The sequence below is a fragment of the Nakamurella sp. genome (genome assembly GCF_048594475.1).
Lineage (GTDB): Bacteria > Actinomycetota > Actinomycetes > Mycobacteriales > Nakamurellaceae > Nakamurella.
This window is the reverse complement of sequence record NZ_JBMDXT010000083.1, coordinates 1-10,377: the sequence shown is the minus strand read 5'-3', so window position 1 is coordinate 10,377 and position 10,377 is coordinate 1. Positions and strand designations below refer to the sequence as shown.

The 10,377-nt window shown below is 74.8% G+C and carries 6 protein-coding genes and 1 pseudogene; 1 reads left to right on the top strand and 6 read right to left on the bottom strand.

Going from position 1 to position 10,377, the window contains the following annotated elements; all coding sequences use genetic code 11:
• The 3 genes from ACOJUF_RS04330 to ACOJUF_RS04320 all read right to left on the bottom strand — a co-directional run.
• Window positions 1–2,755: bifunctional [glutamine synthetase] adenylyltransferase/[glutamine synthetase]-adenylyl-L-tyrosine phosphorylase (locus tag ACOJUF_RS04330; protein ID WP_420120638.1), on the bottom strand; the 2,755-nt coding region annotated here is incomplete at its 3' end.
• The gene (locus tag ACOJUF_RS04325) at window positions 2,752–3,477 is read right to left on the bottom strand and encodes a type 1 glutamine amidotransferase (RefSeq protein WP_420120637.1); all 726 of its coding nucleotides are present in this window, start codon (window positions 3,475–3,477) and stop codon (window positions 2,752–2,754) included. The genes ACOJUF_RS04325 and ACOJUF_RS04330, both read right to left, overlap by 4 nt.
• Window positions 3,477–4,271, bottom strand: a complete 795-nt coding sequence (locus ACOJUF_RS04320) for an exodeoxyribonuclease III (protein ID WP_420120636.1) — start codon at window positions 4,269–4,271, stop codon at window positions 3,477–3,479. Before ACOJUF_RS04320 ends, ACOJUF_RS04325 begins: the two co-directional genes overlap by 1 nt.
• A gap of 37 nt (window positions 4,272–4,308) precedes the next feature.
• On the opposite strand from ACOJUF_RS04320, the gene ACOJUF_RS04315 reads away from it, so the two are divergent.
• On the top strand, window positions 4,309–5,601 hold the full coding sequence (locus ACOJUF_RS04315) for a competence/damage-inducible protein A (protein ID WP_420120635.1): 1,293 nt from the start codon (window positions 4,309–4,311) through the stop codon (window positions 5,599–5,601).
• Window positions 5,602–5,604: 3 nt separating this feature from the next.
• On the opposite strand, the gene ACOJUF_RS04310 is transcribed toward ACOJUF_RS04315, so the two are convergent.
• From ACOJUF_RS04310 to ACOJUF_RS04300, 3 genes and pseudogenes are all read right to left on the bottom strand, one after another.
• Entirely contained in the window at window positions 5,605–6,111 is a 507-nt protein-coding gene (locus ACOJUF_RS04310) for a hypothetical protein (protein ID WP_420120634.1), read from the bottom strand.
• A 32-nt stretch (window positions 6,112–6,143) separates the two neighbouring features.
• Window positions 6,144–9,413 carry an error-prone DNA polymerase gene (locus ACOJUF_RS04305; protein WP_420120633.1) on the bottom strand — a complete coding sequence of 1,090 codons (3,270 nt, stop codon included), beginning with the start codon at window positions 9,411–9,413 and terminating at the stop codon, window positions 6,144–6,146.
• Window positions 9,413–10,377 (bottom strand): annotated as a pseudogene (locus ACOJUF_RS04300) (DNA polymerase Y family protein); the annotation flags it as partial. The pseudogene ACOJUF_RS04300 and the gene ACOJUF_RS04305, both read right to left, overlap by 1 nt.

The following is a 10,377-nucleotide window of genomic DNA, read 5'->3' as shown; positions in this document are numbered from 1 at the left end:
CGGCCCGGGCGGCGGCCGCGATCGCCGGCAGCGTGCTGGGCGTCCGCAGCGCCGGGACCTGGTAGGCGTGCTGCAGCTGCAGCAGCTGGATCGTCCACTCGACGTCGGCCAGCCCGCCCCGGCCCAGCTTGGTGTGGGTGGTGCGGTCGGCGGTGCGCGGCAGCCGTTCGGCGTCCACCCGGGCCTTGATCCGGCGGATCTCGACCACGTCCCGCAGCGACAGGCCGCCCTCGGGGTAGCGGAACTCGTCGGCCGCGGCCAGGAAGGCGGCCCCCAGCTCGGCGTCGCCGGCCACCGGACGGGCCCGCAGCAGGGCCTGCCGCTCCCAGGCCACCGCGGTCCGGGTCCAGTAGGCCCGGTAGCCGGACAGCGGCCGCACCAGCGGGCCGTTCTTGCCCTCGGGCCGCAGGTTGGCGTCGATCTCCAGCGGCGGGTCGGGCGAGGGCCGGCCGAGCAGGCGGGACATCAGGTCGGCCACGGCGTGCGAGTCGGCCCTGGCCTCGGACTCGTCCTGGCCGGGCAGCGGCTGCATGACGAACATGACGTCGGCGTCGGAACCGTAGCCAAGCTCTCCCCCGCCCAGCCGGCCCATGCCGATGACCGCGAAGGCGGCCCGGAAGCCGCCCCGGTCCCGGGTGACCTGCTTGATCGCCGCCTGCAGGGCGGCCTCGATGGTGATCTCGGCGACGCTGCTCAGGCCGCGGGCGATGTTCTGCACCGAGATCAGGCCGAGCATGTCGCCGCAGGCCAGCCGGAGCATCTCGTGCCGGCGTCCGGAGCGGGCGACGTCGACGGCGTCCTGGGCCTTGGTCGCCCGGCCGGCGCGGGCCATCAGGGCGCGGGCCACCGTCTCCGGCTCGGGCGCGAGCAGGTCCTTGTCGTCCACCAGCAGCTTGAGCACCTCCGGCGCCCGCGGCAGCAGGTCGGCGACCAGCCGGGAACCGCCCAGCAACCCGGCCAGCCGGCTGGCCACCGAGCCCTCGTCCCGCAGCAGGCGCAGGTACCAGGGGGTGTCGGCCAGCGCCTCGGACACCTGCCGGTAGGCCAGCAGGCCGGCGTCCGGGTCGGGGCTGGTGGAGAAGTAGTCCAGCAGCACCGGCAGCAGGTGCCGCTGGATCGCGGCCCGCCGGCTGACCCCCTGGGTCAGCGCGGCCAGGTGCCGCAGGGCCGCGTCCGGCCGCAGGAATCCCAGGGCGGCGAGCCGCTCGCGGGCCGCTTCGGCGGACAGCCGCGACTCGTCCATGTCGACCGCGGCCACGGCGTGCAGCAGCGGCCGGTAGAACAGTTTCTCGTGCAGCCGGCGGACGGTGGTGGCGTGCCGCGTCCGCTCGGCGACGAACACGTCGGCGGCGCTGGACGTGCCGGTGGCCAGGTAGCCGTCGGCCCGGGCCAGCCACTCCATGTCGGCGCCGTCGTCGGGCAGCAGGTGGGTGCGGCGCAGCCGCTGCAGCTGCAGCCGGTGCTCGGCCCGGCGCAGGAACGTGTAGGCCGCGGCCATCTCGGCCCCGTCGGTCCGGCCGACGTACCCGCCCCGGATCAGCGACCGCAGGCCCATCAGGGTGCCCGGCAGCCGCAGGTCGGGGTCGGACCGGCCGTGCACCAGCTGGAGCAGCTGGACGGCGAACTCGACGTCCCGCAGGCCGCCGGCGCCCAGCTTGAGCTCGCGGTCCCGGTGCTTGTCCGGGATGTTGTCCTCGACCCGGCGCCGCATCGCCTGCACGTCGTCCACGAAGGACTCCCGGCTCGCGGCCGACCACACGCCCGGGCGGGTGAGCTCCATGAACGTCTCGCCCAGCTCGGGGTCACCGGCCGCGGGCCGCGCCTTGAGCAGGGCCTGGAACTCCCAGGTGTGGGCCCAGCGCTCGTAGTAGCTGGCGAACCCGGCCGGGGTGCGGACCAGGGCGCCGGCCTTGCCCTCCGGGCGCAGCGCCGCGTCCACCTCCCAGGCGGCCCCGCCGCAGATGGTCATCATCCGGCTGGCCAGCGGGGTGGCCGCCTCGGCCTGGTCGGCGATGAACATCACGTCGACGTCGGAGAGGTAGTTCAGCTCCTTGGCCCCGGTCTTGCCCATCGCGACGACGGCCAGCCGGAAGTCGGTGGCCGGATTGGTTTCGGCGGCCGCGACGGACAGTCCGACCTGCAGGGTCGCGTCGGCCAGCGCGGTGAGCGCCTGGCAGACCGCCGGCAGGGCGGTCGTCGGCAGCGACGCCTCGACCGACGGGGCCAGGTCGTGCGCGGCGATGATCAGCAGTTGCGACCGGTACGCCCGGCGCAGCGCCGCGATCGCCTTGGCGCCGGTGATCCGTGCCCGGGCGCCCTCGGATCCGGTGCACGGCGGCTCGTCGGGATCGACGCCGACCGCGGCGCACAGCACCCGGCGCATGCCCTCGGCCGACACCAGTTCCTCGGCCGGCGCCTCCGGCAGCAGGTCGTGCCAGTCCTCCGGCCAGGCCGCCAGATGCTCGGACAGCACCGTGGACGCGCCCAGCAGGCCGAGCAGCCGGCCCCGGAACCGCGGCTGGGTGCGCAGCGCCTCCATCAGCTGGGCCGGATTGGTGTCGGCCTCGTGCAACCGGGCCAACCCGTACACCGCCAGCTCCGGCCGCCCGGTCCGGGCCACCGCGGCCAGCACGTCCTCGTTCGCCGCGACCGGGCCGTCGGCGCCCCACAGGCCGGTCAGCAGCAGGTCGTCCCGCACCCGGTCGGTGTCCGGCAACCCGTACCGGGCCGGGGTGCGCAGCGCGGGCCGGCTCATCGCGTCACCAGGGGCAGCGTGGCCCGGGGCACCGGCGGCTCGGCGATCAGCGCCACGAACCGGTGGGCGACGTCCCGCCAAACCTCCGCGGCGGCGTCCGCCGCCTCGTCCAGCATCGGACCGAGCCGCGGCCCGCCGGTGACGCCGTGCTCCCGGGCCCACTCCCGGACGGTGCCGGCAGTGGTCTCCGGATGGAACTGCAGCGCCCAGGCGGCCCGGCCCTGCCGCCAGGCCTGGTGCGGGTAGCCGGTGCCGGACAGCAGCAGGGTGCTGCCGGGGGGCAGCGCGGTGACGACGTCGTCGTGGCACTGCATGACGTCGGGCGTCATCGGCACCGGCCCGAACAGCGGGTCCTCGCCGGCGGCGTCCCGCTTCGCGGCCAGGTAGGCCCCGATCTCCGGACCGGCGGCACCGGGTTCGACCGTGCCGCCCTCGGCGACGGCCAGCAGCTGGGCGCCCAGGCAGATGCCCAGCGTCGGGGTGCCGTCGGCGACCGCCCGGCGCAACAGGGCCTTGGTGTCGGCGAGCCACGGCGTGGCGGCGTCGTCCCAGGCGTTCATCCGGCCGCCCAGGCAGACCAGGGCCTCCGGGGTCGCCGTGGGGACCGCATCGCCGGCGTGCAACCGGCGCACGTCCAGCTCCGCCCCCGCCTCGAGCAGCCAGTCGCCCAACCGCTGGGCCGGGTCGCTCGGGTCGTGCTCCAGGACCACGATCGTCGGCATCAGGCGTCCCGGAACTCGACGATCACCGGGGCGTGGTCGGACGCGCCCTTGCCCTTGCGCTCCTCGCGGTCGATCTGCGCGCCGGTGACCCGGGCCGCCAGCGCCGGGCTGGCCAGCGCGAAGTCGATGCGCATGCCGCGACGCTTGGGAAAGCTCAGCCGGGTGTAGTCCCAGTAGGTGTAGACGCCGGGTCCCGGATGGAACGGCCGGACGACGTCGGTGAACCCCGCGTCGACGAGGTTGGCGAACGCCTGCCGCTCCGGCCCGGTCACATGGGTGGACCCCTGGTAGTACTCGACGCTCCAGATGTCGTCGTCGGTCGGGGCGATGTTGAAGTCGCCGCACAGCGCGACCGGCGCGTGCGGGTCGTCGGCCAGCAGCTTCTCGGCGTAGTCGCGCAGCACCGCGAGCCAGTGCAGCTTGTAGTGGTAGTGCGGGTCGTCGACCACCCGGCCGTTGGGCACGTACAGGCTCCACACCCGGACGCCGCCGCAGACCGCCCCGATCGACCGGGCCTCCGTGTCGCCGTCCTCACCGAAGGCCGGCAGCCCGGGCACTCCGACCTGCACGTCCTCCAGGCCGATCCGGGAGGCGATGGCCACCCCGTTCCACTGGTTCGTGCCGTGGTGGGCCACCCGGTACCCCAGCGATTCGAACGAGGAGGACGGGAAGCGGGCGTCGTCGATCTTGGTCTCCTGGAACGCCAGGACGTCGACGTCGCTGCGTTCCAGCCAGGCCAGCACCCGGTCGTGCCGGGCCCGGACGGAGTTGATGTTCCAGGTCGCCAGACGCATTCCGCCGATCGTGCCAGACCCGCTTAGGGTTCGGGCCATGGACACCGCGCAGCCTCGTGACCCGCGCCCCCGGGCCGCGGTCGTGGTCACCGGCAGTGAACTGCTGACCGGGACGATCGCCGACGCCAACGGGCCCTGGCTGGCCCGGGCGCTGACCGGCCTGAGCCTGCAGGTCGACCGGATCCAGGTGGTCGGCGACCGGCCGGACGATCTGGTGGACGCGCTGGCCGCGGCCGCCGGCTGCGCGCTGGTGATCACCAGTGGCGGCCTGGGGCCGACCGCCGACGACCTGACGGTGGATTGTGTGGCCCGGTTCGCCGGAGTGCCGGTGGAGCTCGACCCGGCGACGTACGACCAGGTCGGACGGATCGTCGCGGAGTGGGCGCGGCTCCGCGGGAACGCGCCCGCCGGCCCGCTCGATCCGGCACTGGAGGCCGGCGTCCGCAAGCAGGCGATGGTGCCGGTGGGGGCGACCGTGCTCGACCCGGTGGGGACCGCGCCGGGGCTGGTGCTGCGCCGGCCCGGCGGCCCGCTGATCGTGGTGCTGCCGGGGCCGCCCGGCGAACTGCAGGGCATGTGGCCGGCCGTGCTGGCCGCGCCGCCGGTGCGCGCGCTGCTGGCCGCGGTGCCGGCCGCGGCGGCCCGGTCGCTGCGGTTCTTCGGGCTGTCCGAGCCGGTGCTGGCGCAGACCCTGCGGGAGCTGGACGTGCCCGGGTCGCTCGAGGTGACCACGTGCCTGCGCCACTCCGAGCTGGAGGTGGACATCCGGCCGGAGCCGGGCGCCGAGGCGGCGGCCGCCGCGCTGGCGGACACGCTCGCGGCCCGCCACGGCGAGCAGCTGATCAGCGCCGACGGCACCGGAACGGACGAGCTGCTGGCCCGGGCCCTGCTGGACCGGGACTGGTTCGTCGCCACCGCGGAGTCGTGCACCGGGGGCCTGGTCGTGGCCCGCTTGGTCGACCGGGCCGGCTCGTCGGCCTACGTGGCCGGCGGCACCGTCGCGTACTCCAACCAGGCCAAGGAGAGCCAGCTCGACGTTCCCGCGGAAACGCTCGCCGCCCACGGGGCGGTGTCGCCGCAGGTGGCGCGGGCGCTGGCGGACGGGGCGCGGGCCCGCTTCGGCGCCGACATCGGGATCGGCATCACCGGGGTGGCCGGCCCGGACGGCGGGACGGCGGCCAAGCCGGTCGGCTACGTCTGCTTCTGCGTGACCACCGGCGACGGCGTCGTGCTGGCCCGCGACCCGGTGCTGCGGGGCGACCGGGCCCAGATCCGGGCCCGGGCCACGGACCTGGCGATGCACCTGCTGCTGCAGGTCGCCCGCGGCTGACGCTCAGCCGAGGACGGGCGCCGGCGGCGGGGCGGGAACGAAGAACGGGACGGTCCAGTCCGGCTTGGACTCGCCGTCGATGCGGGCCCGCCAGACCAGCACGCGGCCGGGCGGCAGCGGCAGGCCGGTGTTGAAGTAGAGGACCACGTGCGAGCGGGTGGGCAGCGCCCGGCGGGGCACGCCGCTGCCGCGGAAATTCGGCTCCTCGATCTGCAGGGTCTGCCCGAACCGCATCACCCGGCTGCCGGGCACCGCGGCCGACTCGGCCAGCTCGAGCGGGTTGCCCGCGGTGTCCTCCAGGACGACCTCGAAGGCGTACTGCTCGTTGAACAGCTCCGGCGGGAACGTCAGGCCCACCACCAGCGCGAACGCCGCCGACACGCCCGTGGTGTGGTCCCGGCCGATCAGCTGCAGCCCACCGCCGACCATCTGCAGCTTGCCCAGCTGGTCGGCCACGGCGTAGTCGGCCAGGATCAGCGACACCGACGCCCGGTCGAAGACCTCACTCATACACACTCACCGGGCCGATGGTGCCAGGCACGTCAGCGGAAGTCCCGGGAGGGGGTGCTGGCGACCAGGGTCACCCGGGCGATCCGGTCGGCGACGATCGAGATCGCCCCACCGGAGCGCTCCAGCACCCCGCGGACCAGCAGCGCCGTCGACCCCCGGGCGACCTGCTTGTACTTGGCCCACAACCCCACCGAGCAGATGACGTTGAGCATCCCGGACTCGTCCTCCAGGTTGATGAAGATGACCCCGGAGGCCGTGGCCGGGCGCTGCCGGTGGGTCACCACCCCGGCCACCAGCACTCGCGTCCCGTGCTCGACGCTCTTCAGGTCGGTGGCGGTCTTCACCCCCCACTCGTCCAGCTGGGCCCGGGAGAACTCGGTCGGGTAGGACTCGGGCGAGATCCCGGTGGCCCAGATGTCGGCGACGGTCAGCTCGATGTCGCTCATCCCCGGCAGCGCCGGCGCCTCGGGCTCGGGCAGGTCCAGGGTGCCGGCCCGCTCCCCCGCGGCCGCGCCGGCGGCCCACAGCGCGCCTCGCCTCGACCCGCTCAGCGCGTCCAGCGCGCCGGCGGTGGCCAGCGCCTCCACCTGCTGGGCGGTCATGGTGACCGCCCGGGTGAGCTCGTCCAGGGTGCGGTAGCCACCGGCCGGCCGGTTGGCCACGATCTTCTCCGCCAGGTCGGTGCCGATGCCGCGGATCTCGTCCAGGCCCAGCCGGACCGCCGGCGCGCCGTCCCGGGTGTCCAGGTCGGCGTACCAGTGGGATGCGTTGATGTCCGGCCGGCGGACCGTCACCCCGTGCCGCCGGGCGTCGGCGACCAGCGACTGCGGCGAGTAGAACCCCATCGGCTGGGCCCGCAGCAGGGCGGCGCAGAACGCCGCCGGGTGGTGCAGCTTGAGCCAGGACGAGTAGAAGACCAGCGACGCGAACGACAGCGCGTGGGACTCGGCGAAGCCGAAGTTGGCGAAGGCCAGCAGCCGCTCGTAGATCCGGTCGGCGACCGCGCCCTCGATCCCGTGCGTGGTGCGCATGCCCGCGTAGAGCCGGGCCTTGAGCTTTTCCATCTTCGCGGTGGACCTTTTGGCGCCCATCGCCCGGCGCAGCTGGTCGGCCTCCCCGGCGTCGAACCCGGCGACGTCGACGGCCAACTGCATCAGCTGCTCCTGGAACAGCGGGATGCCCAGCGTCTTGGCCAACGACCTCTCCATCACCGGATGGTCATAGGTGACCTTCTCCAGTCCGTTGCGGCGGCGGATGTACGGGTGCACCGAGTTGCCCTGGATGGGTCCGGGCCGGATCAGCGCGACCTCGACGACCAGGTCGTAGAACGTGCGCGGTCGCAGCCGCGGCAGGGTGGCCATCTGAGCGCGGGACTCCACCTGGAACACGCCGACCGAATCGGCCCGCTGCAGCATCTCGTAGACCGCGGGTTCCTCCAGGTCGAGCCGGGCGAAGTCGATCTCCAGACCCTCGTGCTCCCGGATCAGGTCGACCGCGTAATGCAGCGCCGAGAGCATCCCCAGGCCCAGCAGATCGAACTTGACCAGGCCCATCGCGGCGCAGTCGTCCTTGTCCCACTGCAGGACGGACCGGTTCTCCATCCGCGCCCACTCCACCGGGCAGACCTGCGAGACCGGCCGGTCGCAGATGACCATGCCGCCGGAGTGGATGCTCAGGTGCCGCGGGTAGTCCTGGATCTTCGCGGCCAGCGCCAGCACGTCGCCGGGGATACCGCCGGTGTCCTGACCGGCCAGCGGGACCCACCCGTCGAGCTGCTTGGAGTAGGCGTCCTGCTGACCCGGCGAATGGCCCAGCGCCTTGGCCATGTCCCGCACCGCCATCCGCGGCCGGTAGGTGTTGACGTTGGCGACCTGGGCCGCCCGTTCCCGACCGTGCGTGCGGTAGACGTACTGGATCACCTCCTCCCGCCGGTCGGACTCGATGTCCACGTCGATGTCCGGCGGTCCGTCCCGTTCCGGGGCCAGGAAGCGCTCGAACAGCAGCTCGTAGCGCACCGCGTCGACGGCGGTGATGCCCAGCGCGTAGCAGACCGCCGAGTTGGCCGCGGACCCCCGACCCTGGCACATGATGTTCGCGTCGCGGCAGAACGTGACGATGTCGTTGACGATGAGGAAGTAGCCGGGGAAGTCGAGGGCGGCGATGATCGCCAGCTCCTTCTCGATCTGCGCGTAGGCGTCCGGCCGCTGCTCGGGGGGGCCGTACCGCCGGGCGGCACCGGCCATGGTGAGGGCCCGCAGGTGGGAGTTCTCGTCGTGGCCCGGCGGCACGTCGTAGGGCGGCAGCTTCGGGGCGACCAGCCGCAGGTCGAACGCGCACTGCTCGCCGATCGCCGCGGCGGTGGGCACCGCCGCCGGGTAACGGGCGAACAGCTGCGCCATCTCCGCGCCCGACCGCAGATGCGCCCCCGACCCCGGCGGCAGGTACGGGTCGGCCTCGTCCAGGCTGCGCCGGGCCCGTACCGCGGCCATCGCGGCGGCGATCCGGCCGTCGGCGGGGGCGGCGTAGTGCGCCGCGGTGGTGGCCACGACCGGCAGGCCCAGCTCGTGCGCGAGGGCGGCGAGCGCGTCGTTGTTCTCGTCGTCGGTGGGCAGCAGGCTCGTGGTCAGCTCGACGACGACGTTGCCGCGGCCGAACCGGTCCATCAGGCCGCCCAGCGCCCGGCGGGCGGCGTCCGGGCCGCCGCCGGCCAGGGCGCGCCGCACCGCGCCCTTGCGGCAGCCGGTCAGGACCAGCCACTGGTCCTGCGCCGCGTTCGCCAGCGCGTCCAGGTCGTAGACCGGTCGGCCCTTCTCCCGGCCGGCCAGCTGGGCCCGGCTGATCTCGGTGGACAACCGGTGGTATCCCGCCTGCCCGCGGGCCAGCACCAGCAGGTGCTCGCCGACCGGATCGGGCACACCCAGCTGCGGCTCGGGCAGGCCCAGGGACAGCTCGGCCCCGAACAGGGTGCGCAGCCCCGCCTCGCGGGCCGCCTCATTGAACCGGACGATGCCGTAGAGGCCGTCGTGGTCGGTGATGGCCAGTGCGGTCAGGCCGAGCCGGACCGCCTCGGCGACCAGTTGCTCGGGGGTGGACGCGCCGTCCAGGAAGCTGAACGCCGAATGACAGTGCAGCTCGGCGTAGGGCACGCGGGTGGCCGGGCCGGCCGGGGTCGGCGGCGGGTCCGGCCGGTGCCGCTGCCAGTGCTGGATCGCCTGCAGCGGCCCCTTTCCGGGGCCGGGGGGCCGGCCGGACAGCGCCCGTTCCAGCTCGCTCCACGGCACGTTCGGGTTGTTCCAGCCCATCAGTCGTAGACCCCCTCGACCCGCCAGCCGTCACCGTCACCGCCGGTGCCACGCACCAGCAGCGCGGCGCCGTCGTCGGTGACCACCTGCAGCCGGGCCGTCACCTCGCCGCCGGCCCACCACCGCTCGTCCAGCAGCCACGGCCCGGCCCAGGCGTCGACCCGCCGGCCGTCCAGCCGGGCCGGCGAGCCGGTGAGCAGGCCGCGGTCGGTGAGCCGCACCGGGCCGCCGGCGTCGTCGAGCAGGGTGACGCTCCCGGTCCCCACCCGGGCCGGGGACGGAGCCGGAATGGCCCCGGGCCACGGCGCCGCGGGATCGCGCGGGCTGACCCGCTCGTCGCCCCACGGCACCAGCGCCACCCGGTCCGGGGCGCTGCGCCCGCCGGCCGGCACCGGGGACAGCACCGATTCCGGGCCCAGCAGCCCCTGCACCCGGGCGAACGCCCAGCCGGCCCGCTGGTCGTCCTGCCCGTCGGATCCCCACAGGCCGTACTGGATGCGCCCGGAGCCGACCGCCTCCACCGGCTCGAGCACCAGCCGGGTGATGGCGCCGGGCTCGCGCCGGTGGGTCAGCCAGCCGTCGAGCTGCCAGCGCAGCCGGTCCGCGGTGGCCGCGGCGGTCAACGGCGCCGCGCAGCGCCAGGTCCGGGACAGGGTGGCGCCCCGATCGGTGGCCGCGGTGATGACCAGCCGGGTGCAGGCCAGCCCGGCGTCGGCGAGCCGGGCGTGGAAGCGTTCGGCCAGCGCCCGCGCGGCGAACGCGGCGGCGTCCACCCGATCCAGCGGCGGATCGCATTCCTGCTCGACGACGAGCTCGGCCGGGATCTGCCGGCGCGACAGCCCCCGTTCCGGCCGGCCCAGGGCCAGCCGGTGCGCGCGCACCCCGTCGGCGCCGAACCGGGTCGCCACCTTGTCCGGCGGCAGCGCGGCGAACGCCCCCGCGGTGGTGATGCCGAGCCGGATCA

Excerpts from the sequence above, each read along its gene's own strand:
- ACOJUF_RS04325 (WP_420120637.1), bottom strand. The coding sequence starts at position 3,477 with ATGCCGACGATCGTGGTCCTGGAGCACGACCCGAGCGACCCGGCCCAG.
- ACOJUF_RS04320 (WP_420120636.1), bottom strand. The coding sequence starts at position 4,271 with ATGCGTCTGGCGACCTGGAACATCAACTCCGTCCGGGCCCGGCACGAC.
- ACOJUF_RS04315 (WP_420120635.1), top strand. The coding sequence starts at position 4,309 with ATGGACACCGCGCAGCCTCGTGACCCGCGCCCCCGGGCCGCGGTCGTG.
- ACOJUF_RS04310 (WP_420120634.1), bottom strand. The coding sequence starts at position 6,111 with ATGAGTGAGGTCTTCGACCGGGCGTCGGTGTCGCTGATCCTGGCCGAC.
- ACOJUF_RS04305 (WP_420120633.1), bottom strand. The coding sequence starts at position 9,413 with ATGGGCTGGAACAACCCGAACGTGCCGTGGAGCGAGCTGGAACGGGCG.